Below are 26,449 nucleotides of genomic sequence, written 5' to 3'. Positions count from 1 at the left end.
CTTTATTGCCATTTTCGGTGGTAGGCACCAAGGGTGGTTTGCTTGCCTTCGGAAACATTGCCCAGACAGGCATTCCACGCCGGATCGACACTGTAGCCTTCAGGGTTGGCTAGGTAGCGATCGATGGCTGCACGCCAGGTACGGGTGACCTGCTCGACGTAGGCAGGACTGCGCTGGCGGCCTTCAATTTTCACCGAGGCAATATTGGCTTTGAATAATTCCGGCAAAATTTCCAAGGTGTTTAGGCTGGTTGGCTCTTCCAAGGCATGGTAGCGCTTGCTTTCACCCTCAAGATCGATTTCAAAACGGCCTTTGCACAGGGTAGGGTAGCCAGCGTTCTCACCTGCTTCATAGCGGTCAATCAATACGTCGTTGAGGCGAGACTCCAATCCCTGTGGGGTTTCCTGCCAGCGAACATATTTTGCCGGTGAGCAGGCGCCCACGGTATTGGGTGATTCGCCTGTCATATAGGAGGATAGGTAGCAGCGGCCTTCTGACATGATACACAGGCTACCGAATGCAAAAACTTCCAGCTGCATGTCGGTATTGCGGGCAAGTTGCTTCACCTGATGGATCGACAATACACGGGGAAGTACCACACGTTTGACGTTGAAGTTCTGCTGATAGAAATCAATCGCTGCCGTGTTGGTTGCCGAAGCCTGTACCGAGAGGTGCAGCTCAAGATCCGGGTAATGAGTTGCCGCGTAATCCAGTACCGCAATATCGGCAACGATCAGGGCGTCAACTCCCATTGCTGCTGCATTGTCGACGGCATTTTTCCAACGGTCAAAACCGTCCGGATGGGCAAAGGTGTTTAGGGCAACATGCAGCTTGCGGTTGTGATCTTTCACATACTGTACTGCTCTTTCGAGTTTTCTGCCTGTAAAGTTTAAACCTGCAAAATGGCGGGCATTGGTGTCATCTTTAAAACCGATGTACACGGCATCCGCACCGTTATCAATGGCAGTTTTCAGCGCCGGAAGGTTACCGGCGGGGCAAAGTAGCTCCATATTATTATATCTACCAGTGTGGGAATAAAAGTAATGGGGCAAATAGTAGGGGGCTTAGTGCCCCCTTGTTTTGATATCAGGCAGGTTTTGTTGATTTAGAACAACTTTTTTCACTATCTTTTATAGCTACAAAGTGGTAGTTGATTTAATCTTTGTGACGACGGTGTTTGAGTAAAATGGCATCTAGCTCGTTCTTCGGCAGCGGTTTGTAGAAATGGAACCCCTGGATATAGTCGCAATTGAGGTTCGATAGCAAGGTAGCCTGCTGGCGGGTTTCGACGCCTTCGGCAACGATACTCATACTCAGAGCTTTACCGAGGTTGATGATATTCTCGATCAGTGTTACCTGCTTGGGAATCGTTTCAATATCTTTGATAAACGCCCGGTCGATTTTTAGTTCGTCCAGCGGGAAGCGGGCAAGGTATGACAATGATGAATACCCTGTACCGAAGTCATCAATCGAGAGGGCAAAGCCTTGCTTCTTAATGGCATTAAGCATCTGAATTGTATGCTCGCCGTCACTCATCACCGCACTTTCTGTCAGCTCAAACGTGATGTCATTGGGGTTTACCCCGGTTGCCTTTTTTAGCTTGTCGACAAAATTGATCAGGTTCGGATTGCCAAACTGCTGCGGTGAAAGGTTGATGGCAACCCGCCCGGCTAACAGACCTTGTTGCTTCCATTTGTGTACCGTGGTGAAAACCTCTTTCATCACCACCTGTCCCAGCTGTTCTATCATGCCGGAGCGCTCTGCCACCGGAATAAATTGGGCTGGGCTAATGTAGCCTTCTACCGGATGTTTCCAGCGTACCAGGGCTTCTGCGCCGTCAATGGCATAGTCACGGGCACTGACTTTGGGCTGGTACCAAACCTCAAGCCCATTATGTTGCAGTGCTTTTTGCAATTCAATTTCCAGCCATAGCTGCATCCGCGCTTCTTTGTTCATTTCTTCGCTGAACTTGACTAGCCGGTTGCGGCCACGTTTTTTTGCTTCATACATTGCGGTATCGGCATTCTGAAGCAGGATTCGGGCATCGTTGCCATCACCGGGATAGTTGACCATGCCTATCGAGCAGGCCAGGTGTTTGCTGAAGTGGTGCAGATCAAAAGGCTGATTGATTAGGGCGATGAGCTGCTGGGATATCAATTCACCACTGCGGTCGTGCTCGGGCTCCTGAAGGATAATGGCAAATTCGTCGCCGCTCAGGTGGCTGATAATTGCCGTTTCCGGTAGCAGGCGTCGCAGACGCAGGGAGATTTCCTGTAGTACTCTGTCACCAATGTGGTGCCCAAGGGAATCGTTGATATTTTTAAAGTTATCAAGATCCAAATACATCATTACCAAAGGTGTTTCGTTGTTGATCAGCTGTTCCAGCCGGCGGCTGAAACCATGACGGTTATATAGCCCTGTCAGCGGATCGGTGTGGACAAGCTGTTCTACCTGGCCCTGCTGGACCATTCGCTCGGAAGTGTCTTGCAGCAGAATGAGTTTTGCCGGTGATCCCAGCAGGGTGATATCCGAGGATGAGACCTGTAGTGTCTTGTCGGTGCTGCAGCGTGGGCTGGTTTGACATTGTCGCTGTTCACGACTGTCCAGCTGGCTGATTTGGTCACCGAGGATACGCTGGCTGCTGTTATCGATTAATAGCCGCCCTAATTCCTCGCCGATGAGTTTCTGCGGAGACTCAAAGCCCAGCATATCTGCCGCGGTTTGGTTGGCAGAGATAATGATCTCGCCTTCGATAAGACAGCTGCCGTCGGTGATAAGCTCGTTGAGCTGATTGAGCTGGTGCTCCAGTTCGGCCAGTGAGTTAACCAGTACCTGGCGTTCTGACGTATCGGCGGAGTGCAAGACTATGTAGGGGATATTGCCCGCGATATCTCGAAGCGGAGCCAAGCTAAAATGTATGCTGGTATCGTGGCGGTTGTCGTCCAACACCACTTCGCCTTCGACAGACTCACCATTGAATGCTCGCTCGTAATAAGGGCTCAGTGAGTCATAGAATGCCTGTCCAAGAATATCCTTATCATTTCGCCCCACCAATTCTTCGCGCTCCAACCCGCTAACTTCACAATAGCGATTGTTGACGACCAGATAGTTATGGTCCGGATCTAGTACTGCAAACAGAAAAGGACTGTTATCGGTTAGCAGCGGGAACCAGTAGTTGAGTTGCTCAGTCGGCATTGAAGGTGCATATATCCGTATGTGTTAGGCTCCGGCAAGAGGGGCCGTTCAAATAAGTGTTTCGTACTATAACCTGTGATAATGTTGTAATTCCAAACTTTGCGCCCAGAGAAGCGTTTTTTTTGACTCAAGGCATGAAAAGCCCCCCCGCAATTGCCATACAATCAGTCAATAATTGCGACGACAGAGACAGGAATAATAATACAGTGATTGCTCAACTACGAAAGCACATGGTGCAGTATGGTCCGGCTCTGATCCGAGTACCAGCCAAGATGACCCCGTTTGCCATTCAGAAAAAAGTGATGCTTGATGGTTTGGCGATGGTCTTCAAAGAAGCGCTGGAGGATGGCGATTTTGAATTTTTGGAGGATCGCTGGCTAAAGGTCGAGGTGAGGGATCTTGGCTTGCAGTGGTACATCAGTTATCAAGATGAGCAGCTGGTCGTCTCGGAGCATGCTGAACAGGAAGATGTGAGCTTTAGCGGGGAGTGCAATGATTTGGTATTAATTGCCGCACGTAAGGAAGATCCTGATACACTCTTTTTCCAGCGTCGCCTTCGCATAGAGGGTGATACCGAGTTAGGGTTGGAAGTGAAAAACTTGATGGACAGTATCGATCTGGAACTGCTTCCGGCCCCTGTTAAATTTGTATTGCAGCAATCAGCAGACTTCATCCAGAAAGGGATGCAGGATATGGTTGCGGATAAAGAGGTTATTAATGCTCATTAGAACCGAAGCACCGGCGGATATTCTTCCTATCGACAGTTTGCTGAAAGCGGTATTTGACACCGAGGCGGAAGCGAAGCTGGTGATGAAGCTGCGTGAAAATGGTAACCGGACATTATCTTTAGTGGCATGCAGCGACGAAGGTGAGGTGGTTGGCCATTTGCTATTCAGCCCGGTGACGGTCGATGGGCAAGATGCTAACTGGCAGGGGCTGGCACCGCTGGCAGTGAAACCCGAATACCAACGGCAAGGTGTTGGTTTGGCGCTGATGGAAGAGGCTAAGAGCATTTTGGCTGAACTGGGTTACCCGGTTACAGTGGTGCTGGGCCATAGTGACTATTATCCCAAAGTGGGGTTTGTCAAAGCATCGGAACACGGACTGCGCTGCAGCTGGCCAGTGCCGGATGAAGCGTTTATGGTGTTAGAGCTGATCCCCGGCTCTCTGGCCGAGACGGTAGGGCTGGTGGAATATTGTTCCGAGTTTTCGGACATGTGATGATGGCAGCTTGAGCCTGAATTGAAGAAATACCACCTGTGGGTGGTATTTTTTATTGGGCCAGATAATTATTCGGACTGTGGTGGCTCTATTTCGTATGATGATCTGATAGGATCGTCAGTCGAAGTGATGCCACCAGGTTGAAAATGGTAATACGATGAATCAGAGAGATATACAGGTATTGCAGGAGATGGGCCTGACTTACTGGCAGGTAAGAAAGCCGTCATTTTTTCCTGATATGCAGGTACCTGTGATTGACCTTCCGGAGAGTTGTCAGCTGTTGTTTGTCTGTTCAGATGAGCTGGATGAGCATGACAGTTGGTTATTTGGCCGGATCCTGAAGAGCATGAAGCTTAGCCCCGAACAGGCGTTACTACTGCCGCCTCAGGCATTGGATCAGATCAGGGAGCATCATTTGACGTGGTGCTGGCTGGCTGGTTGCCAGGTGGCTCACCCCGCAGGGTGCCAATTGCTGACATCGGTATCACTGAAACAAATGCATACTAACCCAGCCAGTAAAAAAGCCTTATGGCAGCAGATTTGTTCCTATGACTCATAAAATTGTTTCCCTAGCACCGCACCATCTTGATGATGTCTGGCGTATCGAGCAGGCTGCTCATGCGTTTCCATGGGCTGAGTCGTTGATCCGCAAAGCGCCGAATAAGATTGCCGCTAATTTTGCCTTACAAGTTGATGATAAGATCGTCGGCTATTGTTTTGGCCAGAATGTGGCAGGAGAGGCAACATTGCTGAATATCGCTATTGATCCTGATTTTCAGGGCAAGGGATACGGCAAACTATTACTTGAAGGCTTTATTGACCAGCTGTCGGCGTTGAATGCCGAAGAGATCTGGTTAGAAGTCAGGGCCAGCAATACCCGTGCAGCTCAGCTATATGAAGCTATCGGCTTTAATGAAATTAATCGTCGGGTCGGCTATTACCCCTCGGAAAACGGCCGTGAAGATGCATTGATTATGACGTATCTGGTGATGTAGCTGCCCAGCCAGAGGCCGGTGCCAGAAACAGCACAGTGTTACTGCTGTTTCTTTCTGCGGAGTTTGCGTATAATTCCGCCATCTTTCAGGCTCCCAATAGTCATCGACAACGCTGCGTAGGATAGAGACAAACATGTAATTCACTAAAATGAAATCACCCTTTGTTTTCTGCCAGCGCAGATGATGAAACCTAGTTAGGTCTCTATTCAAATACTTAGTTAGGTCTTTATATTAGGAGCTGGGCAACTCACAGCTAGTGAGTTGCTGCTCGATTATTGAAATCTCTCACAGGATTATCAACGCTTATGTCTTTTTTACCTGAAGTGAACAAACGTCGTACGTTTGCGATCATTTCTCACCCGGATGCGGGTAAAACAACCATCACCGAAAAAGTATTGTTATTCGGAAACGCGATCCAGAAAGCCGGTACGGTTAAAGGCCGTGGCTCAAACCAGCATGCCAAGTCAGACTGGATGGAGATGGAAAAAGAGCGTGGTATCTCGGTAACCACCTCGGTGATGCAGTTCCCGTACAATGATTGTCTGGTTAACCTGCTAGATACCCCGGGACACGAAGATTTTTCGGAAGATACCTACCGTACGCTAACCGCGGTTGATTCATGCCTGATGGTGATCGACGCCGCGAAAGGTGTCGAAGATCGTACCCGTAAGCTGATGGAAGTTACCCGCCTGCGTGATACACCTATCGTGACCTTCATGAACAAATTGGACCGTGATATTCGTGATCCGATGGAATTGTTGGATGAAGTTGAAACCGAACTGAACATGGCATGCGCGCCAGTATCATGGCCGATTGGTTGTGGTAAAGAGTTTAAGGGTGTTTATCATATCCACCGTGACGAGTCTATTTTGTACAGCACGGGCCAGGGGCACACGATTCAAGAACAGCGCATCATTAAAGGTCTGGAAAACTCTGAGCTTGATGAAGCAATTGGTGGTGTATTGGCAGAGCAGCTTCGTGAAGAGCTTGAACTGGTTATTGGTGCATCGCACGAGTTTGACCAGGAACTTTTCCTGAATGGTGAACTCACACCGGTCTTCTTTGGTACGGCACTGGGTAACTTCGGTGTCGACCATATGCTTGACGGCCTGACCAAGTGGGCGCCTGCGCCTATGCCGCGCAAGGCAAACGAGCGTGATGTTGAAGCAACGGAAGAGAAGTTCTCTGGTTTCGTATTTAAGATCCAGGCTAATATGGATCCGAAGCACCGCGACCGTATTGCCTTTATGCGCATCGTATCGGGTACGTATAATCAGGGCATGAAAATGAACCATGTCCGTACCGGCAAGAATGTTAGCATCTCTGATGCGGTAACCTTTATGGCCGGTGACCGTACTCGTGCAGAAATGGCTTATGCGGGTGACATTATCGGCTTGCATAACCACGGTACGATCCAGATCGGTGACACTTTTACCCAAGGTGAAAGCCTGAAATTTGCCGGTATCCCTAACTTTGCACCAGAACTGTTTCGTCGTATTCGTCTGAAAGATCCACTGAAGCAGAAACAGCTGCTTAAAGGTCTGGTTCAGCTATCTGAAGAAGGTGCAGTACAGGTATTCCGTCCGCTGCAAAACAACGACTTGATCGTTGGTGCTGTAGGTGTACTTCAGTTTGATGTGGTTGTAGCGCGTTTGAAAGCTGAGTACAACGTAGAAGCTATCTACGAAGGCGTTAACGTTGCAACTGCGCGCTGGGTTGAGTGTGGTGATACCAAGAAGCTGGAAGAGTTCAAGCGCAAGAGCCAGGCTAACTTAGCATTGGATGGCGGTGATAATCTAAGTTATATCGCTCCGACGATGGTAAACCTGAACTTGGCCAAAGAGCGCTTCCCGGACGTTGATTTCCGTGCGACCCGCGAACACTAATCAAATCATTTAAAGGTTGAATTTCAACCCGAAAGTCAAAAGCCGTCACAGTTGTGGCGGTTTTTTTTATCCTTTTTTACGAATCGGTTACGCCTCTCTTTCATTCTCTTTTTCTCGGTCTAATATTCTCTGTGTTGCGTATTGGCGGGGATAGGAATGATGGAATTTTCTGTAGGAAAAGATGTTTACTCCTGGCCAGGGGAGCCATCCCCGTTAGGTGCCACTATAAAAGAGCAGGGCGTGAACTTTAGCCTTTACTCCAAAGACGCAACGAAAGTAATACTGCACCTGTTTGACAGTCAGGATACCACTACACCATCTCTCTCGTTCGAACTTGATCCTGTGGTTCACAAGCGGGGACATTACTGGTTTTTGTTTGTTGCCAATATTGGTCATGGGCAGGTGTATGCCTTTCAGGTTGCTGGCCCCTGGAAACCGGAGGTCGGACTGCGCTTCAACAAGGAAAAAATACTGATAGATCCCTACAGTCAGGCGATTTGCTTTGGACGCCATTATTGCCGTGACAAGGCGATTGGTTCCGATCCGAATATAGATAGCGGAATGAAAAGTGTTGTGGTTGATCAGCGAGCCTTTGACTGGCAGGGCTCCCAGGCTCCGCGCCATTCATTAACAGATACCGTGATCTATGAAATGCATGTCGGCGGTTTTACCAAACATCCTTCGTCGGGTATCGAAGAGTCTAAACGGGGAACGTTTGCTGGTGTCATTGAGAAAATCCCTTACCTGAAGTCGCTAGGAGTGACAGCCGTTGAGCTGATGCCTATCCAGCAGTTTGATGTCGATGATGCACCCGAGGGAAGGAAAAACTACTGGGGCTATAGTCCGATTAACTTCTTTGCCGTTCATGCCGGCTACAGTGTCGAGAAAGATCCGCTGGCTGCTATCACTGAATTCAAGACCCTGGTGAGGGAGCTACATAAAGCAGATATTGAAGTGATCCTGGATGTCGTTTTCAATCATACGGCTGAAGGTGACGAGAGCGGTCCGACGTTTTGCTTTAAGGGATTGCAGAACGGGGCGTATTACATCGTAGACAAGAAAAGTGGCCAATATGCGAATTACAGCGGGTGCGGCAATACCTGCAATGCCAACCACAGTGTACTGAGGCGGATGATTATTGATGCCCTGCATTTTTGGGTGACCGAAATGCGGGTCGACGGCTTCCGTTTTGATCTTGCATCGGTGCTGGCCAGAGATAGTCTGGGGCAACCAATGAAAGAGCCGCCTCTGTTATGGTCGATAGATTCCGATCCGATCCTGAGTAGTACCAAAATCTTCGCCGAGGCCTGGGATGCCGCAGGTCTTTATCAGGTAGGATCATTTATTGGTGATCGCTGGAATGAGTGGAACGGGAAGTTTCGTGATGATGTGCGGGCTTTTTGGCGCGGAGACAGTGACAGCGTCAGCCGTTTTGCTTCTCGTACTTTGGGATCTCCGGATATCTACTGCAGCGATCGCCATTCGCCGCACCGTTCAGTGAATTTTATCTGTGCCCATGATGGTTTTACCCTCAATGATCTGGTGAGTTACAGCGAGAAACATAACTGGGATAATGGCGAGGCCAACCGTGACGGCGACAGTCATAATCTGTCGAATAACTATGGTGTGGAAGGACCGACGGACATTGCAGAGGTCGAAGCCTTGCGTAACCGCCAGTGTAAAAATATGCTGGCGACACTGTTGTTGTCACTGGGCACCCCAATGATTTCAATGGGGGATGAGGTTCGGCGTACCCAGCGGGGCAATAATAATGCCTACTGCCAAGATAATGAGATTAGCTGGTTTGATTGGCGCCTCACCGATAAGCATGCTGATATGCTGCGGTTTGTGACACTGATGAACCAAATTCGGCGGACCGAACCGACAATCGACTGGAACATGCATATGTCGCTGAGCTCGGTAGTTGAGAATGTCGGGATCAGCTGGCATGGCCTTCAGCCAAATCAACCTGATTGGTCAGAGCATTCCCATTCGCTGGCATCGACAGTGATCCATCCGATCAGCGAGGACGAGCTCTATATAATCTGTAATGCCTATTGGGATCCGTTGGTGTTTACCTTGCCGAACCGAGAGGGTCGGGACTGGCATTTGTTGGTCAATACGGCAGAGCAAAGCCCTCGAGACATCTATACTATCGAGCAGTCACCAAAGTATCTGCACGATACCATTTTGGTGACAGGGCGTAGTATGATCGTGATGGTGGCAAAACCACGGGGTTAATAGTGGCTAAGGAGAAAGAGATGCTTAAATGGCTAAAGCAAGTGGCTGCCAAATACGAGCAGTGGTGTGAGCAAACAATATATAGCGAGAGCTAGCCATGCTTATCGATAGTCATTGTCATTTCGATTTTGAGCCTTTTTCCTCGGATCCTGCTTATTACCTTGAGCTAGCACGCAAGGCCGGGGTCGGCAAGATCATCATTCCTTCTGTCGGTGAACGTAATTGGCAGGCGGTGAGGACTCTTAGCCAGCAGTTTGACAATTTATACTATGCACTCGGGTTGCATCCGTTTTTTAGCCAGGAGCATAGCCCTGATGCCTTGGCCTTGCTGAAGGCGCAGTTAGAAGAAGTCATCGGAGGAGAAGGCAATAAGGATGTTAATTGCGTTGCGGTGGGTGAATGTGGTCTAGACTTTGCCATTGCGGATGTAAACCGGGATCGGCAGGTCGAACTATTGGAAGCACAGCTGAAGCTGGCAAGTGACTATGGTTTGCCGGTTATCCTTCACTGCCGGAAGGCCTTCTCTGAGCTGCTTGGCATATTGAAACGAAACCCGCCGGTTGCTGGTGGTGTCTATCACGGTTTCAGTGGCAGTCTCTCGCAGGCCGAGCAATTAATCGATCTAGGTATCAAAATTGGTGTTGGTGGAACGATTACATATCGCCGGGCCAATAAAACTCGCATTACAATAGCAGCACTGCCATTGGCAGCACTGATGCTAGAGACCGATGCGCCAGATATGCCTGTTGCCGGCTTCCAGGGGCAGCCTAATCGCCCCGATAGGTTACGCAACGTTATGCAATCGCTTGTTGATATCAGGGAAGAGTCTGAGGCTGAAATTGAAGAAGCCACGAGTTTAACCGCAGCTGAACTTTTTCAACTTTTGATGTGATCTAGATCTAAAAGAAAACGATTGCGCGAAACGGTTGCGTGAGCTGCATTTTCCTTTGTGATTTATGTCACGTTTGTGACTAAACTTTCACTCTCTTTCCTTGGAAAGTGTGATGGCGGCATTACTTTATCGGCCGCCGCGTTAGTATAATGCGCCGGACTCTTAATGAGCCAAATTGTCGAGACGCCAAACTTAACTAAAGGGATGCCATAAACTATGAGCCTGTTTATGAGCCTGGTTGGGATGTTAGTACTGCTAGGTCTAGCTGTTCTACTATCTGATAACCGTAAAGCTATTAATCTACGTACTGTTGGTGGCGCATTTGCCATCCAATTTTTGTTAGGTGCATTTGTTCTATATGTACCTTGGGGTAAAGATGTTCTTGGTGCTGCGAGTAGCGGTGTTCAGAGCGTCATTGATTTTGGTAACGTCGGTATCGGATTCCTATTCGGTAGCCTAGTGAACTTCTCTGTTGAAGGTATTGGTTTTATCTTCGCATTTAAAGTTCTGCCAACAGTTATCTTCTTCTCTGCACTGATCAGCGTTCTTTATTACTTGGGTGTTATGCAAGTAGTAATCAATGTTCTTGGTGGTGGTCTTAAGAAGGTACTTGGAACCTCTAACGCAGAATCAATGTCTGCAACAGCTAACATTTTTGTTGGTCAGACTGAAGCACCGCTTGTTGTGCGTCCGTTTGTACCAAAAATGACGCAGTCTGAGCTGTTTGCCGTAATGTGTGGTGGTCTGGCTTCGGTTGCTGGTGGTGTTCTTGCTGGTTATGCGGCAATGGGTGTACCTCTAGAGTACCTGATTGCAGCATCATTCATGGCTGCACCTGGTGGTCTGTTGTTCGCTAAAATCATCAAGCCTGAAACAGATGAGCCTGTTGAGCAACTAGCTGGTGACGAAGCGCAGGGCGACGATAAGCCTGCTAACGTAATCGATGCTGCAGCTGGCGGTGCATCTGCTGGTATGCAACTGGCTCTTAACATCGGCGCAATGCTATTGGCATTCGTTGGTCTGATTGCCCTAATCAACGGTATGCTAGGTGGTATCGGTGGTTGGTTCGGTATGCCTGAACTAACACTAGAACTGATCCTTGGTTATGTATTCCAGCCATTAGCATTCCTAATTGGTGTGCCATGGGCTGATGCGAACATTGCAGGTTCTTTCATCGGTCAGAAACTGATCCTGAATGAATTTGTTGCTTACCTAGGCTATGTTCCTTACCTAGGCGATGCTGCTCCTGCAGTTATCTCTGAAAAGACAAAAGTAATCATTTCTTTTGCTCTATGTGGTTTTGCTAACCTGTCTTCAGTAGCAATCCTGCTTGGTGGCCTTGGTAGCATTGCTCCAAACCGTCGCCACGACATTGCACGCTTTGGTATGAAAGCTGTAGCTGCAGGTACATTATCTAACCTAATGTCTGCAACAATCGCTGGTTTGTTCTTCTCTCTAAGCGCAATGTAATTACTGATTCGTTCAGCTAAGAATAATAAACGCCACAGCTAAGCTGTGGCGTTTTTGTGTTTGTAGGTTTCGAGAGCTAGCTCTCTCCCTGTTTTGTTCTAAGCGATTTCTCCGGCGCAATTCCTTCGCAACGATCTGAATAATTACTCATTCAGACAGGTATAACTCTCGGTTCGCGTCACTAGCCCCTCGACACTTCCCCTAGGATTCAAAATCTAGGATCTAAAAGCTAGGATCCTGCCCGTAAATCCCGATCAACAGATTTGGTAAAAACGTGCAACGCGCTCGCTTTTTGTATCATAAAATCGATTGCGCTCCGGTTTCTGCAATCTTCCTTTGCTACCATCATCTCACGTTACAGCGACACCTCAGTACCGGCAGGCTACACTTTCTTTGTTCTGTAAAGACAGAGAGAAACGTTATGAGTGAAGTCATACTGGCGCTGATGGCAGGGTTCATCGTTGGAGTCTTATTTTCAGCGATAAAACTGCCGATACCTGCGCCGCCAGTCCTTTCCGGAGTGATGGGAATTTTCGGCGTATATGCAGGAGGTATTGCTTATCAGTGGATCGTGGAACGTTTCTTTACTTGAATAGAGTTATTTGAGTAATAACAATTGTTTACAGTATTTTCTTGCGGTAAACACATTATCCACCACTGGAAACACGACTTTGATGGTGAGGCGTATCGGAGCTTGGTATTATACGTGAGCACCATCATTAACTGACGATTGCTGTTTCAGCGTTTCCCCGTCGTGATGGAAGTACTGTCACGGTTTGCTGGACGGCACAACTTGCAAGTGCTCAGGGTTGCCTGAGCATCTTGCGCGGTGAAATGGATATCAATCAGGACGACAATCTCGCATTGTTTCCCTGAGTCTTCAAGGAACCAAGTCCGCTCATCTAACTGTTCGCTGTCGGCGGGCCGTTTGACGGTATAGCAACAGATTGCCGTCAAGCGTATGGAACAGTTTCTATAAGCTTGGTAGAAAATAACTGGACTGGAGATAGTCATGAGCGATTTAAAAGCTGCTGCACTACGTGCACTTAAACTAATGGATCTTACCACTCTGAACGACGACGACACTGATGCGAAAGTGATCGAGTTGTGTAAGAACGCTAAAACAGCTGTAGGTAACACAGCAGCAGTATGTATCTACCCACGTTTTATTCCTGTTGCTAAGAAGCAACTGCGTGAGCAGGGTACACCAGAAGTCCGTATTGCAACTGTTACTAACTTTCCACACGGTAACGACGATATCGAGATTGCGGTAGCTGAAACTAAAGCTGCAGTAGCCTACGGCGCTGACGAAGTAGACGTAGTATTCCCTTACCGCGCGCTAATGGCCGGTAACGAAGAAGTTGGCTTTGAGCTGGTTAAGCAGTGTAAAGCAGCGTGTGGTGATATTCTGCTGAAAGTTATCATCGAAACGGGTGAGCTTAAAACAGAAGAGCTGATCAAAAAAGCGTCTGAGCTTTCAATTAAAGCCGGTGCTGACTTTATCAAAACATCGACTGGTAAAGTGCCAGTAAACGCAACACCAGAATACGCTGAGATCATGCTGAACGTGATCAAAGAGATGGGCGTAGCGAAAACTGTTGGCTTCAAGCCTGCAGGTGGTGTCCGTACCGCTGAAGATGCACAGCAATATCTTGCTATGGCTGACAGCATTCACGGTGCTGAGTGGGCTGACAACATGCACTACCGTTTTGGTGCATCAAGCCTGCTAGCTAATTTACTTCACACTCTAGGTGAAGGTGAAAAAGCAGCTGAAGGCGGCTACTAATCTAATCCCGTAAGGTGGCATTTATTGCCACCTTACTTTTTTTGCCTGTGACTATTTACTGTTTGGTTCTTGCCCGGCTGCGGCGCGAGCGGCACCTGTGCGGCTGAGAATCATACTGTGAGGCCTTTTCCAAGAATGGGTTACGCAAGGTAAATTGTCATCTGCCCTACATTATTATCTGAGCGGGGAATACCATGTATTTACCACAAGAAATCATTAGAAAAAAACGCGACAACATCGAACTATCTGCAGACGAAATTAGCTTCTTTATCCAGGGTGTTGCTAAAGACACCGTATCTGAAGGCCAGATTGCAGCTTTTGCAATGGCAATCTACTTCAATGACATGACCATGAACGAGCGTGTAGCCCTGACTTGTGCAATGCGTGACTCTGGCATGGTGATCAACTGGGATCACATGAACTTCGATGGTCCAATTGTCGACAAACACTCTACTGGTGGTGTCGGTGATGTAACATCGCTAATGCTTGGCCCTATGGTGGCAGCATGCGGTGGTTACGTACCAATGATTTCAGGCCGTGGCCTGGGCCACACTGGCGGTACGCTGGACAAGCTAGAGTCTATTCCTGGTTATAACATCACACCGACTAACGAAGTGTTTGGTCAGGTGACTAAAGATGCAGGCGTAGCAATTATCGGTCAGACTGGTGATTTGGCTCCGGCTGACAAGCGTGTTTATGCTACCCGTGATGTAACAGCAACGGTTGATAACATCTCGTTGATCACGGCATCTATCTTGTCGAAGAAACTGGCTGCCGGCCTAGGTTCGCTTGTGATGGATGTTAAAGTAGGTTCTGGCGCATTCATGCCGACTTACGAAGCATCGGAAGAGCTGGCTAAGTCTATTGTTGCGGTAGCGAATGGCGCTGGTACCAAAACAACCGCTTTGCTAACTGACATGAACCAAGTTTTGGCTTCAACTGCAGGTAATGCCCTGGAAGTACGTGAAGCCGTTCAGTTCCTAACCGGTGAATATCGCAACCCTCGCTTATTTACCGTTACCATGGCATTGTGTGCCGAAATGCTTGTAAACAGTGGCTTGGCTGCTGATTTGGAACAAGCGAACGCGAAACTGCAGGAAGTACTGGACAACGGTAAAGCAGCAGAGTGTTTCGGCAAGATGGTTTCAGGCCTTGGCGGTCCGGTTGACTTCATGGAAAACTACGACAATTACCTAGATAAAGCTGAAATCGTGAAGCCTGTTTTCGCAGAAAGCACAGGTTATGCATTCGCGATGGATACCCGCGGTCTGGGTATGGCTGTTGTTGGTATGGGGGGCGGTCGCCGCGTAGCATCCGACACTATCGATTACGCAGTTGGTCTTAGCGACATGATTGCTCTGGGTACTGAAGTGAATGCAGAGACCCCGCTAGCCGTTATCCACGCTCGTACCGAAGCACAATGGGAAGAAGCGGCTCAGGCTGTTCGTAACAACATTACTGTTGCTGACCAGAAACCAGAACCGACCCCAGAGGTTTACCGTCGCGTTCGCCCTGAAGATGTTTAATGGAGTCAAAATGAAACGTTCAATTATTCTTGTACTCGATTCTTTTGGTGTCGGCGCAACAGAAGATGCTGTTGATTTCGGCGATGTAGGCTCGAATACGCTAGGTCATATTGCAGCGCAGTGTGCCCGTGGCGAAGCTGACAACGGTGATCGTAGCGGTCCTCTTAATCTACCTAACCTAAACAAGCTAGGCTTGGGTAAGGCCTGTGAAGAGTCTTCAGGTACTTTCCCTGAAGGACTGGATCCTGCGGCAGAAATTACTGGTGCATATGGCCATGCCAAAGAACTGTCATCAGGCAAGGATACTCCGTCAGGTCACTGGGAAATTGCAGGCGTACCGGTATTGTTTGATTGGGGATACTTCACTGATCACTCAAACAGCTTCCCTCAGGAGCTGCTAGATAGCATTGTTAAGCGTGCCAACCTTCCGGGTTACCTGGGCAACTGCCATGCATCCGGTACTCAGGTTCTTGATGATCTGGGTGAAGAGCACATGCAAACCGGCAAGCCAATTTTCTATACCTCAGCGGATTCTGTTTTCCAGATCGCCTGTCATGAAGAAAGCTATGGTTTGGACAATCTGATGGAGCTTTGCCGAATTGTTCGCGAAGAGCTAGAAGATTACAACATTGGCCGTGTTATCGCGCGTCCGTTCACCGGTGCCGGCAAAGGCCAGTTCGAGCGTACGGGTAACCGTCGTGATCTGTCTGTCGAGCCACCTGCAACAACCGTGCTGCAGAAACTGGTTGACGAGAAAGGCGGTGATGTTGTGTCTATCGGTAAGATCTCCGATATCTATGCTGGCTGTGGTATTACTCAGAAAGTGAAAGCGACCGGTATCCCTGCACTGTTTGAGGCAACACTTGAGCAGATCAAGAAAGCGGGTGACAACACCATCGTATTCACTAACTTCGTTGATTTTGACTCGGCTTATGGCCACCGCCGTGATGTTGCCGGTTATGCAGCTGCGTTGGAATATTTCGATAAGCGTCTACCGGAAGTTCTTGAGCTGCTTCAGGAAGATGATGTATTGATCCTGACTGCGGACCATGGCTGTGATCCAACATGGGAAGGTACTGACCATACTCGTGAGCACATTCCCGTTCTTGTAACAGGCCCTAAAGTGAAAGCTGGCTCTCTTGGTCGTCGTGAGACATTTGCCGATATCGGTCAAACCCTGGCTGAATACTTTGGTACGTCTGACATGGAATACGGTAAGTCATTCCTGTAAGGCTAATAACATATCCCTGCCGCTGTTTCGTTCTATATTTGATGTAGTTCGAAACAGCAACCTAACACTAATGAATTGCCGTTGGTTTGAATCAGGCTGACGGATAAATGGAAGGAAATTACGATGGCTACTCCACATATTAATGCAGAAATGGGTGATTTTGCAGACGTAGTTCTGATGCCTGGTGATCCGCTACGTGCCAAGTATATTGCTGAAACATTCCTGGATGATGCAAAAGAAGTGTGTAATGTTCGTAACATGTACGGTTACACAGGCACATACAAAGGCCGTAAGATCTCTGTAATGGGTCACGGTATGGGTATCCCTTCATGCTCAATCTACGCGACTGAACTGGTTAAAGATTTCGGCGTGAAGAAAATCATCCGAGTTGGTAGCTGTGGTGCGGTGCGTGACGATGTAAACCTACGCGATGTTGTGATCGGTATGGGTGCATCAACAGACTCTAAAGTGAACCGTATTCGTTTCGGCGATCACGATTTTGCAGCGCTGGCTGATTACGGCATGGTACAAAATGCCGTAGAAGCAGCAAAAGCAAAAGGTATCGACGTTAAAGTGGGTAACATCTTCTCTGCAGATTTATTCTACAACCCTGATTTTGATTTCTTCCAGACAATGAAGAAATACGGCATCGTTGGTGTTGAGATGGAAGCGGCAGGTATCTACGGCCTAGCAGCTGAGTTTGGTGCTAAGGCACTGACTATCTGTACTGTTTCAGATCACATTCTCCGTGGTGAAGCGACTACATCTGAAGAACGTCAGCTGACATTCAACGACATGATGGAAATCGCACTGGAATCTGTTCTGCTAGGTGATGCTGAATAAGCATGCGTTGGTAGGAATATGTAAAAAAAGACGGCCACGGCCGTCTTTTTTTATACGTGAATATCAGTGACGAGTAGCATAAAGTTAATCTTTTGCATTCGAGGTTAACAAGAACGGGAAGTGCCAGATATCTTTGCGGCGACCGAAGGTGAAGGCCAGCAAGAAGCCAATAAACAAGGCTGCCAATATCAGACCACGAATAGTATTGGTCATATATTCGACCTGGCTGGCGGCACTTTCTAATAGCTTGCCGTGCTCTAGGGTAATCCGGACAAAACCAACGACCTGTTTATCAATAACGATCGGTTCAACAATTTGCTGTCGGCCGAAGCTGGCGACGGATAGCGGGGTGGAGATCCCTGTTACCTGCTCTAATGGCATCGCTTCTTCTGTTTTGGCAATCGCAATGCCCTCCAGATCATAAATGCTGGCATCAAGGATCAGAGGCTCTTCGGAGAGCTGCTGAATGAGCGCCTGAAGTTTGTCCTGGTTTTTATCGAGGACATCTTTGGCTGCCGTTGTTGCGGCTTGCCGAACGATAATGCGTGACAGAGATTGGGTCTGCTCGCTGAGTGCCCGGTAGCTGCGGATATTTAAATCCGAACCGTATTCCAGCATGGCAATTAATCCGCCTAAGCAGATCACCAATACCAGAAATTGCCATGTTCGCTTTAGCCGTGTTTTTTTCAGTATCATCATATTAACGTATAGTGGAATCAAAGCCGAAATGCACGAATGCCATATTGGGGCTTGCCCTGATAAATTGCAATAGGGTACTTTGGTAGCCGTGGTTAAAATAACTGAACTTAAACATGGATGTAAAAAACGTGCTAAAAGTTAAAAAACATACGTCGCTTCAGCAGCGTTTCCCCGATGCGACATCCGCTTCTAATCTGGTAAGAAAACAAGCCAGTGGGTTGATTTACGGGCGGCAGATTACACCTGAGCTCATGGCTGATATTGCCGCTTATGCCGGTAATGCTCTCGAGGTGGTCGCTGCATGGAAGGTTGGCTCCTATGATGCGGTACTGATCAGCAATGATCTCTCTGGCCTGCTGGAGCAGGCATTGATCCGCTATCAGATCGATTTTGTTTCTACCAGTGAGCTGCCTGATTTGTCCGAGCCTGGTCTGGTAGTGATGGACATGGACTCTACTGCTATTGAGATTGAGTGTATTGATGAAATTGCAGTGCTAGCCGGAGTGGGAGAGCAAGTTGCCGAGGTGACCGAGCGAGCAATGCTGGGGGAGCTTGATTTTGAACAGAGCCTGCGTCAGCGGGTTGCGACACTGGCCGGTGCCGATGAGTCGATATTGGAATCTGTACGCTCAACATTGCCGATGATGCCTGAATTGCGTGAGCTGGTCGCGACACTTCATCACTACGATTGGAAAGTGGCGATAGCCTCGGGTGGCTTCACCTATTTTTCGGATTACCTAAAAGAAGAGTTGAACCTTGTTCATGCTCAGTCGAATACGTTAGAGATAGTAAACGGCAAGCTGACCGGCAAGGTGCTTGGTGATGTGGTTGATGCCCAAGCCAAAGCTGACATTTTGCGTGAACTGGCCGATCAACACGAGATTGCATTGCATAATACCGTTGCCGTCGGTGATGGAGCCAATGATCTATTAATGCTTAAAGTCGCTGGTCTGGGAGTTGCCTACCATGCCAAACCGAAAGTCGAGGCCGAAGCGCCGGTCGTTATCCGCCATGCGGATCTGGGCGGGGTGATGTGTATTCTTTCTGCTTCCCTTATGCCGCAGGGAATTAGCTGGTAGGTTTTACTGGCTCTTGTTCCCTCCCCTTGCGAAGGGGAGGGCTAGGGTGGAGTCTAGCTAGCCTATTTCCAGCCTTATCTGCACTTCATCGGTAATATCGTATATTTCACCGCAGCCGATCAGCGAGTTAAACTCTACTTCCAGTGCCCGTGCACGGTGCAGTGCCATTCGGGCCAGTTCACCGAGTTCGATGCCTGTCAGGACGGTCATCGGGTTCAATACTGGTACTGCTGTTACCCTAATCGCCATGAATTCCCCTTTCGCTTTGGCCCCTTTGATGAATTTTATCCGTTCATCCACTGTGCCGAACTCATCAATGAGTTTGCTATCTAGGTGCTTTATTGTGTTACCTTTTCGTTGGATCGACAGATACAGTTCATGAATATAGGGCTTGCGGATCTCGACTGGTCGCATGGTTTCAGCCAGCATTTTCTTGAGCCGGTTTTTGAAAATAGGTTCAAGCGAGAAGTCCTTTCCTCCGGCGACCTGATTGAATAGTTTCGGCAATGCCGGCATTGGGAAATTACAGCCAATTGCTTTGATCTTTATCTTGTGGTCGACTTTTTCGGTAAAGTAAGGAATGCAGTTAAGGCGTGTTAGCAGCATCTGGTGCATGGCCAATAACAGCTCGCCACTCGGGAGAACTTCTTCCAAGACTTTAAACTTGCTCTCGTTGTGCTTAATCAGGCGGCGCAAGAACTGTTCCCCCCTAAATGCGTAATCACCGCTGCCGGTAGTGAGCTGGATATTGCTGAAGTCCGGACTGACCCTCACGATTTTGTACGGCACGTGACTGAGTGGTGCGTTTTTATCCAGTTTTTGTAAATCCACAAATTTAATAGTGACCTCATCACCTCGCTTGATCGGGAGAGGCTGGATGATATCCAAATTCAAACCGCGGATAGAAAAATCAATCGTGGTACCGGTTATTGGCGGAAAGTCAGGGTGATGCAGCTCGATTGCAGTCTGGAATTTAAACCGCGACTCACTACGCTGCGGCTTAGGGTCAAAGTAAATCGCCTTGGCCGTAGAGACCGGATTTCGAGGGTGGCGGAAGGTCTGGAGTGCTTTACCCGGTAATTGGGGTTTAACCGGCAGACGGTAATCTTGCTGGGCTTGTTCGTTGGTGAGATCCTGCAAAATACCGATATGGGTAAGCTTACTCAACTGATCAAGCATTTCAGGTGCAATGTCCTGCAACCGTTCCAAGTCTTTTTCACTGATGGGATGTACCGTCAGGCGGGTGACTTGCCAGCTCTTTCTTGAGGCCCCGACATGCCAGAACAGGTGACGTTGCTCCATGGTCATTTCCGGCAGGGCGGCAGAGTAGAAAAAGCTCTTGCGGTCATGTTCGTGAACGAAGCTATAAATCAGTGTACTGCATTGTTTGAGTCCGGCCTTGCCAAGGATGGCCATGCGGTCTTTGGAAAGCAGATGGTTGATGACAGGCTGGTTTCTCTCATCATGCCAGCTATCCCAGATATGACGGTTATGGTCGGTTAGCAGGCTATATTTCAGTTCATTGCCAGCAAAGAACAGCGGCATGCTGGTGGTGTGCTTGAGGAAGCAGTGTTCGTAGCCTTTGGTTCGAACCTGGATCACCTTGTCTTCATGATTCTTGCGGGTTCGGTGTTGTAAAACTTGTTGGCTACGATCAATCGTCTGTTTGATTACGCTATTGTCACTGGTTATTTTAAGTCGTAACCACTTGAAGCTGTCGTTTTCCTTGTTGTCATCAATGCCTAGAATTCTATATTTTGTCCCTTGGTTTAGTAGCCGTGGGTCATTGAATTTCTCGGCCATTTTGGGAAATGTGGCGACGACTGTCTGGCCTAGGTTGTATTTAAATGCCGAGGGGACTTTAAATTTGGCGCCAGAATAGGACAAATCAGAGGTAACGCCATGGACGGACTGGTTGAAAGGCAAAGCAAGGTTAACCTGGGTGGTGATTTGAAGACGGTTCTCATCCCGGGTTAGATAATGGCCAAAACGAATAAGATTGGCATCGAACTGGGTATCTCGCTGAGGTGTCTCTTCGGTGTTCGTTTCCTGTCTTTCCTGTTGGTGAAGGACTCGGAAATTGTTGCGGGTACTCATAAGGGCCTCGTAGAGCCCGACCCGATACTTACCGCCATAAGCCTTGATTCGCTTATGGTAGGTATTGATTGCCACATCGTCCAGCCAGTGCCTCTGGCCGTGTAATTCATACGGGCGACATTCTCCCTTGACCCGACCGCGAAGATCGACAAGTTGATGGCAGGGCGCCATGATCCGGTTTAGCTCCATTTTTATCTGGAGTCGAGCCGGGCCATTAGTTTCCTGCGTTATCATTTGAAAGACGTCGTCAAAATCATCACTGTCATAAACAGGGATGAGTTGTTCTATCAATCCTTTATAGTCGTCCAGCAACATAGCTCTTTCTGATACATTAGTCCTTAGTTTAATATCTGCATTTTGCAGCAAAAGTTTAGTATGTTGTTACTATTTCTTGCTGGATGTACCAGTTGCAGTATTCCAACAGCAAATAGTGTGCTAACGATCAATAAGTCAAGGTGAAACATGGCCAAAATAAAACGTGCCTATGTGTGTAGTGACTGTGGTGCGGATTTTCCTCGCTGGCAGGGGCAGTGTAGTGCCTGTGCGGCCTGGAACACGATCACTGAATTTACCGTACCCAAAACCCGTTCCGCGATTGGTTCTGGGGGACTGGGCGCGGTAAGTAGCTATGCCGGGGCCGTAACCAAAATTCAGAAGCTGTCAGAAGTGGAAAGCAAAGACTTGCCGCGTTTTAGCTCTGGAATTTCCGAGCTGGACCGGGTACTGGGCAGTGGTATTGTACCGGGCTCTGTTTTATTGCTCTGCGGTGATCCTGGAGCGGGTAAATCGACCTTGCTGCTGCAGAGTATTGGAGCGGTGGCAGTAGACAAGTCAGCCTTGTATGTGTCGGGCGAAGAGTCTATTCACCAGATTTCGCAGCGGGCTATTCGCCTGAATACCCCGAATATCGATAAAATCAGTGTTGTGGCAGAAACATCGGTAGAGCAAGTACTTAATCATGTGACCCAGCAGAAAGCGGAGTTCGTGATTGTTGATTCGATCCAGACGATGACCGTCGCCCATAATGAGTCGGCGGCAGGTAGTCCAAGTCAAGTGAAAGAGTCGGCGGCAGCGCTAACCCGTTTTGCCAAAACGGAAGGTGTGACGTTCGTTATCGTTGGTCATATCAACAAAGACTCCAACGTCGCCGGCCCAATGCAGCTGATCCATATTGTTGATGGCCTTTTTGCCCTGTCATCAACATCGGATGAAAAATTCCGGGTGCTACGGACCTCGAAAAACCGTTTTGGTGCCGATTCCGAGTCGTGCTTCTTTGCGATGACGGAAACGGGTATGAAGCAGGTGAAAAACCCTTCGGCTATTTTTTTGAGCCGCTCCAACAAGAACCATGCTGGTTCGGCATGCACCACATTATGGGAGGGGACGCGCCCATTGCTGGTGGAAGTGCAGGCGCTGTGCAACAACTCGGTGACGGAAAATCCCCGTCGTTTGACCGTGGGTTATGACTCTAATCGTCTGGCGATGTCGATTGCCGTCTTGGCTCGTCATGGAGGGGTGATGCTCTCTGATATGGATATCTTCGTCAACTGTGTCGGTGGGATCAAGATTGAGGAAACCTCTGCCGATTTGGCTGTGTTGCTGGCTATTTTTTCAAGTTTCAAAAATGCGCCTATTCCACAGGATGTCCTGGTGTTCGGCGAAATCGGTCTGAATGCCGACATTCGTCCGGCTGCCAATGGTATTGAGCGTATTCGTGAGGCGGCCAAGCAGGGTTTTACTCGCGCTATTGTGCCAAAGGCCAATGCCAGCCGAAAGGTCAATGGTATTGAAATTATCGCGGTGGAAGACTTGCAGGAAGCGCTAACGGCGTTTGAGCGGGTTGCTTTGTAGGGGAAGGAATTCTGGTGGATACCCATTAATGAATGAGACAAAAAACGAGAGCTAGGCTCTCGTTTTTTATATCAGAGAAATACTGATGGGCATCACAGCTTGCGATGTTCTGTGGTCAGAGCTTGGTTGCTTGCCGTTTCAATAGGCTTTAGCGGCTGCGGTACATGGGTTAGCTGTACCTGCATCGAGACAACGTTATTGATCATCTCCAGCAGAGAGGCCCATTGCACGGTTTTTTCTTTTTTAAACAAAGACTCAAAGTTATCCGGAGTCCACTCCACAAACGATCGCGGGTTAAGTGCGCGCCCAAGGAAGCGAATTTCGTAATGCAAATGTGGTCCCGTGGATAGGCCCGTATTGCCCGACCAGCCGAGGAGATCACCCTTGCGAACAAACTTGCCGCGTTTGACATTAAACTTGCTCATATGGGAATAGGTGGTAGCAAAGCCTAGCGAGTGATTGAGCTTTAAAAAGTTCCCAGAGCCTTTGTTGCTCGGACGGATGACTTCAATTACCCCGTCGGCAGGCGCGTAGATAGGCGTGCCGGTATTGGCGGCAAAGTCGAGCCCGCGATGGCGCTTGCGCTTGCCGGTGACAGGATGGACGCGGGTACCAAAACCTGAAGACATGCGAATACCCGGTGTCGGACTGCCATTGGGGAGCAAGCGAAACAGCGTCCCTCTGACCGCAGAGCTGATTGCGGCACTATCGACTCGCTGTTCCAGCGGTAGTTCATCACCGTCGCCTGTTTGCAGGCCGAGGATGGTTTCGACATCGTCGATGCGCTGGGTCAGCATATTGAGTGCTGCCTTTTTTACCGCGAGCTCCTGGGTCAGCGCCTGATTGGCGGCATTCTCTTCAGATAGTGAGGCGGTGAGCTGCTCGGTCTGAATATTAAGCAGGTTAAGCTTTTGGTTCGAAAATAAGTTTTGTTGGTATAGGTTATAGACACTGTAGCTACCGGCAGTGATGATGGCCAGCAGTAGGCTCACAGACAAGGCAAGGTAGCGCTTCTTAAAGCGGTTTATCAAATAATGGGAGGTGCCTCGGTGATCAGAGACCGATATACAGATATTTTCCGACATGGTGAATGGTTACTACTCGTTAAGGTGCTTTTTTAAATCAGCCAGTTGTTCTAGCTCCCGATGTAATAGTTCATCCGTGCCGATATTGAGTTCGACTAGGCGTTTTAGGTGGCTGGCGCTTTCGATATCGATATGGAGGATCTGCATTCGCAGGTAGTCGCTGTCGTGATGGACTAACTGAGTTTCCATATTCAGTTCGATGTCGCAGTCATGCAGGCAAAAACTGACGGAATAGCACTTGTCCGGGCTGGGTGTCCAGTTCGGTGGGCAGGTCAGCAGAATTCCTTGTAGCGAAAGATCACACACTTCAGCTGACCAGTGTTCCTGCGCCTGCTGTAGCTTCGCCGGAGTCCGGTAGAGGATGCGGATAAAGTGACGTCGTTCAGCCATAACAATACTTTTTTGATTATTAGAGACTTAAGTGTAATCAGAAATGCGACATTTCTCCAGGAATAGGATCACAAAAATGTGCTAGATCAGCAGTGATATCGGTTAAAAAATGACATTGCAATAAATGTGACAAGAAAAAAGGCTGCATTATGCAGCCTTTGAGCGTGAGGGCCTTTACTTGGCGATACGCTTGTACTTGATACGATGAGGCTCAGCGGCCTGGGCACCAAGGGTCTTTTTCAGCCAGTCGGTGTACTCGGTATAGTTACCTTCGAAGAAGCTAACCTGACCTTCGTCGCGGTAGTCCAGGATATGGGTCGCTACACGGTCAAGGAACCAACGGTCGTGCGAGATCACCATTGCACAACCTGGGAATTCTAGCAGTGCTTCTTCAAGTGCACGCAGGGTTTCTACATCCAGGTCATTGGTCGGTTCATCGAGCAGCAGTACGTTGCCGCCGGCTTTAAGCAGCTTGGCGAGGTGGACACGGTTACGCTCACCACCCGACAGATCACCAATGCGCTTCTGCTGATCGCTACCCTTGAAGTTAAAGCGAGAGACGTAAGCACGGGCCTGAATTTCGAAGTTGTTGATACGGATAATATCCGCCCCTTCAGAAATCTCCTGGTACACCGTATTGTTGTCATTCATGCTGTCGCGGAACTGATCCACAGAAGCAAGGCTGACCGTTTCACCCAGCTCAACCGTTCCTGAGTCTGGCTGCTCGGCACCGCTCAGCATTTTGAATAGGGTGGATTTACCCGCACCGTTTGGACCGATGATCCCGACAATTGCACCTTTAGGCATGCTGAATGACAGATCATCAATCAAAACACGATCACCGAACGATTTAGTCAGGTTCTTTACTTCAACAACCTTGTCACCCAAGCGCTCACCTGGTGGGATGAACAGCTCATTGGTTTCATTACGTTTCTGGTGATCGCTGGTGTTAAGCTCCTCGAAGCGAGCCATACGCGCTTTGGACTTAGCCTGACGGCCTTTAGGGTTCTGACGCACCCACTCCAGCTCTTTCTCGATAGTCTTCTGGCGAGCCTGTTCCTGAGATGCTTCCTGTTTCAGGCGGGCATCTTTCTGTTCTAGCCACGAGGTGTAGTTACCTTCCCATGGAATACCTTCACCGCGGTCAAGCTCCAGGATCCAACCCGCCGCGTTATCAAGGAAGTAACGGTCGTGCGTGATCGCGACCACAGTACCACTGTAGTCAACCAGGAAGTGCTCAAGCCAGGCGACAGATTCTGCATCCAGGTGGTTCGTTGGCTCATCAAGCAGTAGCATGTCTGGCTTGTCGAGAAGCAGGCGACAGATAGCAACACGGCGACGTTCACCACCAGACAATAACTTGATTGGTGCATCCCATTCAGGAAGGCGCAGTGCATCCGCGGCACGCTCTAGTTGCATTTCGAGATTATGGCCGTCTTTGGTTTCGATTAAGGCTTCTAGTTCGCCTTGCTCTTTTGCCAGCACATCGAAATCAGCGTCAGGTTCTGCGTAGGCCGCATACACTGCATCAAGTCGGGTTAGTGCATTTTTAACATCGGCGACGGCTTCTTCAACAATTTCACGAACCGTTTTTTCTTCATCCAGTACCGGTTCCTGCGGTAGGTAACCGACTTTTAAGCCTTTCTGGGGACGAGCTTCACCTTCGATATCGGTATCGATACCAGCCATGATGCGGAGCAGACTCGATTTACCTGAACCATTCAAGCCCAGAACACCAATCTTGGCACCAGGGAAAAAACTTAGGGAAATATCTTTCAGAATTTGACGCTTAGGCGGAACAATTTTGCCCACGCGCGACATGGTATAGACGTATTCAGCCATATCCGTTTGCAATCTCTAATTTAAAGGGGAGGGTATTTTACCTGTTCTGGACATAAGTTTAACAGCATTGTTCATAATTAGCGTTTAAGATGAATAAATACCAGCCTGCTGAAAGCAGTG

23 protein-coding genes are annotated in these 26,449 nt (G+C 48.7%); 15 read left to right on the top strand and 8 right to left on the bottom strand.

Annotated features, from left to right (window positions below; genetic code table 11):
• Positions 1 to 2 precede the first annotated feature (2 nt).
• Together ubiU and EDI28_RS17905 are read right to left on the bottom strand one after the other, a co-directional pair.
• On the bottom strand, positions 3 to 1,010 hold the full coding sequence (gene ubiU, locus EDI28_RS17910) for a ubiquinone anaerobic biosynthesis protein UbiU (protein WP_128785262.1): 1,008 nt from the start codon (positions 1,008 to 1,010) through the stop codon (positions 3 to 5).
• A 145-nt stretch (positions 1,011 to 1,155) separates the two neighbouring features.
• Positions 1,156 to 3,195: a sensor domain-containing protein gene (locus EDI28_RS17905; protein ID WP_128785261.1), complete on the bottom strand. Its 2,040-nt coding sequence runs from the start codon at positions 3,193 to 3,195 to the stop codon at positions 1,156 to 1,158.
• 206 nt (positions 3,196 to 3,401) lie between these two features.
• Between EDI28_RS17905 and ubiT the strand changes: the two genes are divergently transcribed.
• From ubiT to EDI28_RS17860, 9 genes are all read left to right on the top strand, one after another.
• Entirely contained in the window at positions 3,402 to 3,923 is a 522-nt protein-coding gene (gene ubiT, locus EDI28_RS17900; protein ID WP_128785260.1) for a ubiquinone anaerobic biosynthesis accessory factor UbiT, read from the top strand.
• The gene (locus EDI28_RS17895) at positions 3,913 to 4,416 is read left to right on the top strand and encodes a GNAT family N-acetyltransferase (protein ID WP_128785259.1); all 504 of its coding nucleotides are present in this window, start codon (positions 3,913 to 3,915) and stop codon (positions 4,414 to 4,416) included. Before ubiT ends, EDI28_RS17895 begins: the two co-directional genes overlap by 11 nt.
• A 157-nt stretch (positions 4,417 to 4,573) precedes the next feature.
• Positions 4,574 to 4,975 carry a DNA polymerase III subunit psi gene (locus tag EDI28_RS17890; protein WP_128785258.1) on the top strand — a complete coding sequence of 134 codons (402 nt, stop codon included), beginning with the start codon at positions 4,574 to 4,576 and terminating at the stop codon, positions 4,973 to 4,975.
• Positions 4,965 to 5,411, top strand: coding sequence for a ribosomal protein S18-alanine N-acetyltransferase (gene rimI / locus EDI28_RS17885; protein WP_128785257.1), 447 nt, complete (start codon positions 4,965 to 4,967; stop codon positions 5,409 to 5,411). Before EDI28_RS17890 ends, rimI begins: the two co-directional genes overlap by 11 nt.
• 305 nt (positions 5,412 to 5,716) lie before the next feature.
• Complete coding sequence (prfC, locus tag EDI28_RS17880) at positions 5,717 to 7,297, top strand: peptide chain release factor 3 (RefSeq protein ID WP_128785256.1); 1,581 nt, start codon at positions 5,717 to 5,719, stop codon at positions 7,295 to 7,297.
• A gap of 156 nt (positions 7,298 to 7,453) precedes the next feature.
• A complete protein-coding gene (gene glgX, locus EDI28_RS17875) occupies positions 7,454 to 9,538 on the top strand; it encodes a glycogen debranching protein GlgX (RefSeq protein ID WP_233353464.1) in 2,085 nt (694 codons plus the stop codon).
• Positions 9,539 to 9,635: 97 nt separating this feature from the next.
• The gene (locus EDI28_RS17870; protein ID WP_128785255.1) at positions 9,636 to 10,430 is read left to right on the top strand and encodes a TatD family hydrolase; all 795 of its coding nucleotides are present in this window, start codon (positions 9,636 to 9,638) and stop codon (positions 10,428 to 10,430) included.
• Positions 10,431 to 10,646: 216 nt separating this feature from the next.
• Positions 10,647 to 11,900, top strand: a complete 1,254-nt coding sequence (locus EDI28_RS17865; RefSeq protein WP_128785254.1) for a NupC/NupG family nucleoside CNT transporter — start codon at positions 10,647 to 10,649, stop codon at positions 11,898 to 11,900.
• A gap of 421 nt (positions 11,901 to 12,321) precedes the next feature.
• Positions 12,322 to 12,492: a XapX domain-containing protein gene (locus EDI28_RS17860; protein WP_128785253.1), complete on the top strand. Its 171-nt coding sequence runs from the start codon at positions 12,322 to 12,324 to the stop codon at positions 12,490 to 12,492.
• A gap of 146 nt (positions 12,493 to 12,638) precedes the next feature.
• Here the strand turns inward: EDI28_RS17860 and EDI28_RS17855 are convergent, their stop codons facing one another.
• Positions 12,639 to 12,857: a hypothetical protein gene (locus EDI28_RS17855; RefSeq protein WP_128785252.1), complete on the bottom strand. Its 219-nt coding sequence runs from the start codon at positions 12,855 to 12,857 to the stop codon at positions 12,639 to 12,641.
• A gap of 55 nt (positions 12,858 to 12,912) precedes the next feature.
• Between EDI28_RS17855 and deoC the strand changes: the two genes are divergently transcribed.
• The 4 genes from deoC (at position 12,913) to deoD (ending at position 17,286) form a co-directional block, all read left to right on the top strand.
• On the top strand, positions 12,913 to 13,686 hold the full coding sequence (gene deoC, locus EDI28_RS17850) for a deoxyribose-phosphate aldolase (protein ID WP_128785251.1): 774 nt from the start codon (positions 12,913 to 12,915) through the stop codon (positions 13,684 to 13,686).
• Positions 13,687 to 13,880: 194 nt separating this feature from the next.
• Positions 13,881 to 15,212: a thymidine phosphorylase gene (gene deoA, locus EDI28_RS17845; RefSeq protein ID WP_128785250.1), complete on the top strand. Its 1,332-nt coding sequence runs from the start codon at positions 13,881 to 13,883 to the stop codon at positions 15,210 to 15,212.
• A 10-nt stretch (positions 15,213 to 15,222) separates the two neighbouring features.
• Positions 15,223 to 16,443 (top strand): phosphopentomutase, encoded by a 1,221-nt coding sequence (gene deoB / locus EDI28_RS17840; RefSeq protein WP_128785249.1) that lies wholly within the window; start codon positions 15,223 to 15,225, stop codon positions 16,441 to 16,443.
• A 123-nt stretch (positions 16,444 to 16,566) separates the two neighbouring features.
• Positions 16,567 to 17,286: a purine-nucleoside phosphorylase gene (deoD, locus tag EDI28_RS17835; RefSeq protein ID WP_075762499.1), complete on the top strand. Its 720-nt coding sequence runs from the start codon at positions 16,567 to 16,569 to the stop codon at positions 17,284 to 17,286.
• 84 nt (positions 17,287 to 17,370) lie between these two features.
• Here the strand turns inward: deoD and EDI28_RS17830 are convergent, their stop codons facing one another.
• On the bottom strand, positions 17,371 to 17,985 hold the full coding sequence (locus tag EDI28_RS17830; RefSeq protein WP_128785248.1) for a YtjB family periplasmic protein: 615 nt from the start codon (positions 17,983 to 17,985) through the stop codon (positions 17,371 to 17,373).
• A gap of 113 nt (positions 17,986 to 18,098) precedes the next feature.
• Between EDI28_RS17830 and serB the strand changes: the two genes are divergently transcribed.
• Positions 18,099 to 19,064 (top strand): phosphoserine phosphatase, encoded by a 966-nt coding sequence (gene serB, locus EDI28_RS17825; RefSeq protein WP_128785247.1) that lies wholly within the window; start codon positions 18,099 to 18,101, stop codon positions 19,062 to 19,064.
• A gap of 57 nt (positions 19,065 to 19,121) precedes the next feature.
• On the opposite strand, the gene EDI28_RS17820 is transcribed toward serB, so the two are convergent.
• Positions 19,122 to 21,476: a PilZ domain-containing protein gene (locus EDI28_RS17820; RefSeq protein WP_128785246.1), complete on the bottom strand. Its 2,355-nt coding sequence runs from the start codon at positions 21,474 to 21,476 to the stop codon at positions 19,122 to 19,124.
• Positions 21,477 to 21,623: 147 nt separating this feature from the next.
• On the opposite strand from EDI28_RS17820, the gene radA reads away from it, so the two are divergent.
• Entirely contained in the window at positions 21,624 to 23,012 is a 1,389-nt protein-coding gene (gene radA, locus EDI28_RS17815; RefSeq protein WP_128785245.1) for a DNA repair protein RadA, read from the top strand.
• Between the two features lie 92 nt (positions 23,013 to 23,104).
• Here radA and EDI28_RS17810 read toward each other — a convergent pair whose 3' ends face one another.
• The 3 genes from EDI28_RS17810 to ettA form a co-directional block, all read right to left on the bottom strand.
• Positions 23,105 to 24,097 carry a M23 family metallopeptidase gene (locus tag EDI28_RS17810; protein ID WP_128785244.1) on the bottom strand — a complete coding sequence of 331 codons (993 nt, stop codon included), beginning with the start codon at positions 24,095 to 24,097 and terminating at the stop codon, positions 23,105 to 23,107.
• Between the two features lie 12 nt (positions 24,098 to 24,109).
• Positions 24,110 to 24,487, bottom strand: coding sequence for a PilZ domain-containing protein (locus EDI28_RS17805; RefSeq protein WP_128785243.1), 378 nt, complete (start codon positions 24,485 to 24,487; stop codon positions 24,110 to 24,112).
• Between the two features lie 174 nt (positions 24,488 to 24,661).
• A complete protein-coding gene (gene ettA / locus EDI28_RS17800; protein WP_128785242.1) occupies positions 24,662 to 26,329 on the bottom strand; it encodes an energy-dependent translational throttle protein EttA in 1,668 nt (555 codons plus the stop codon).
• Between the last annotated feature and the right edge of the window lie 120 nt (positions 26,330 to 26,449).

This window comes from Photobacterium chitinilyticum, assembly GCF_004104355.1.
Taxonomy (GTDB): domain Bacteria; phylum Pseudomonadota; class Gammaproteobacteria; order Enterobacterales; family Vibrionaceae; genus Photobacterium; species Photobacterium chitinilyticum.
The sequence above is the reverse complement of the archived record's forward strand: the minus strand, read 5'-3'. Positions and strand labels throughout refer to the sequence as shown.

Excerpts from the sequence above, each read along its gene's own strand:
- ubiU (WP_128785262.1), bottom strand. The coding sequence starts at position 1,010 with ATGGAGCTACTTTGCCCCGCCGGTAACCTTCCGGCGCTGAAAACTGCC.
- EDI28_RS17905 (WP_128785261.1), bottom strand. The coding sequence starts at position 3,195 with ATGCCGACTGAGCAACTCAACTACTGGTTCCCGCTGCTAACCGATAAC.
- EDI28_RS17895 (WP_128785259.1), top strand. The coding sequence starts at position 3,913 with ATGCTCATTAGAACCGAAGCACCGGCGGATATTCTTCCTATCGACAGT.
- EDI28_RS17890 (WP_128785258.1), top strand. The coding sequence starts at position 4,574 with ATGAATCAGAGAGATATACAGGTATTGCAGGAGATGGGCCTGACTTAC.
- rimI (WP_128785257.1), top strand. The coding sequence starts at position 4,965 with ATGACTCATAAAATTGTTTCCCTAGCACCGCACCATCTTGATGATGTC.
- prfC (WP_128785256.1), top strand. The coding sequence starts at position 5,717 with ATGTCTTTTTTACCTGAAGTGAACAAACGTCGTACGTTTGCGATCATT.
- glgX (WP_233353464.1), top strand. The coding sequence starts at position 7,454 with ATGATGGAATTTTCTGTAGGAAAAGATGTTTACTCCTGGCCAGGGGAG.
- EDI28_RS17870 (WP_128785255.1), top strand. The coding sequence starts at position 9,636 with ATGCTTATCGATAGTCATTGTCATTTCGATTTTGAGCCTTTTTCCTCG.
- EDI28_RS17865 (WP_128785254.1), top strand. The coding sequence starts at position 10,647 with ATGAGCCTGTTTATGAGCCTGGTTGGGATGTTAGTACTGCTAGGTCTA.
- EDI28_RS17860 (WP_128785253.1), top strand. The coding sequence starts at position 12,322 with ATGAGTGAAGTCATACTGGCGCTGATGGCAGGGTTCATCGTTGGAGTC.
- deoC (WP_128785251.1), top strand. The coding sequence starts at position 12,913 with ATGAGCGATTTAAAAGCTGCTGCACTACGTGCACTTAAACTAATGGAT.
- deoA (WP_128785250.1), top strand. The coding sequence starts at position 13,881 with ATGTATTTACCACAAGAAATCATTAGAAAAAAACGCGACAACATCGAA.
- deoB (WP_128785249.1), top strand. The coding sequence starts at position 15,223 with ATGAAACGTTCAATTATTCTTGTACTCGATTCTTTTGGTGTCGGCGCA.
- deoD (WP_075762499.1), top strand. The coding sequence starts at position 16,567 with ATGGCTACTCCACATATTAATGCAGAAATGGGTGATTTTGCAGACGTA.
- EDI28_RS17830 (WP_128785248.1), bottom strand. The coding sequence starts at position 17,985 with ATGATGATACTGAAAAAAACACGGCTAAAGCGAACATGGCAATTTCTG.
- serB (WP_128785247.1), top strand. The coding sequence starts at position 18,099 with ATGGATGTAAAAAACGTGCTAAAAGTTAAAAAACATACGTCGCTTCAG.
- EDI28_RS17820 (WP_128785246.1), bottom strand. The coding sequence starts at position 21,476 with ATGTTGCTGGACGACTATAAAGGATTGATAGAACAACTCATCCCTGTT.
- radA (WP_128785245.1), top strand. The coding sequence starts at position 21,624 with ATGGCCAAAATAAAACGTGCCTATGTGTGTAGTGACTGTGGTGCGGAT.
- EDI28_RS17810 (WP_128785244.1), bottom strand. The coding sequence starts at position 24,097 with ATGTCGGAAAATATCTGTATATCGGTCTCTGATCACCGAGGCACCTCC.
- EDI28_RS17805 (WP_128785243.1), bottom strand. The coding sequence starts at position 24,487 with ATGGCTGAACGACGTCACTTTATCCGCATCCTCTACCGGACTCCGGCG.
- ettA (WP_128785242.1), bottom strand. The coding sequence starts at position 26,329 with ATGGCTGAATACGTCTATACCATGTCGCGCGTGGGCAAAATTGTTCCG.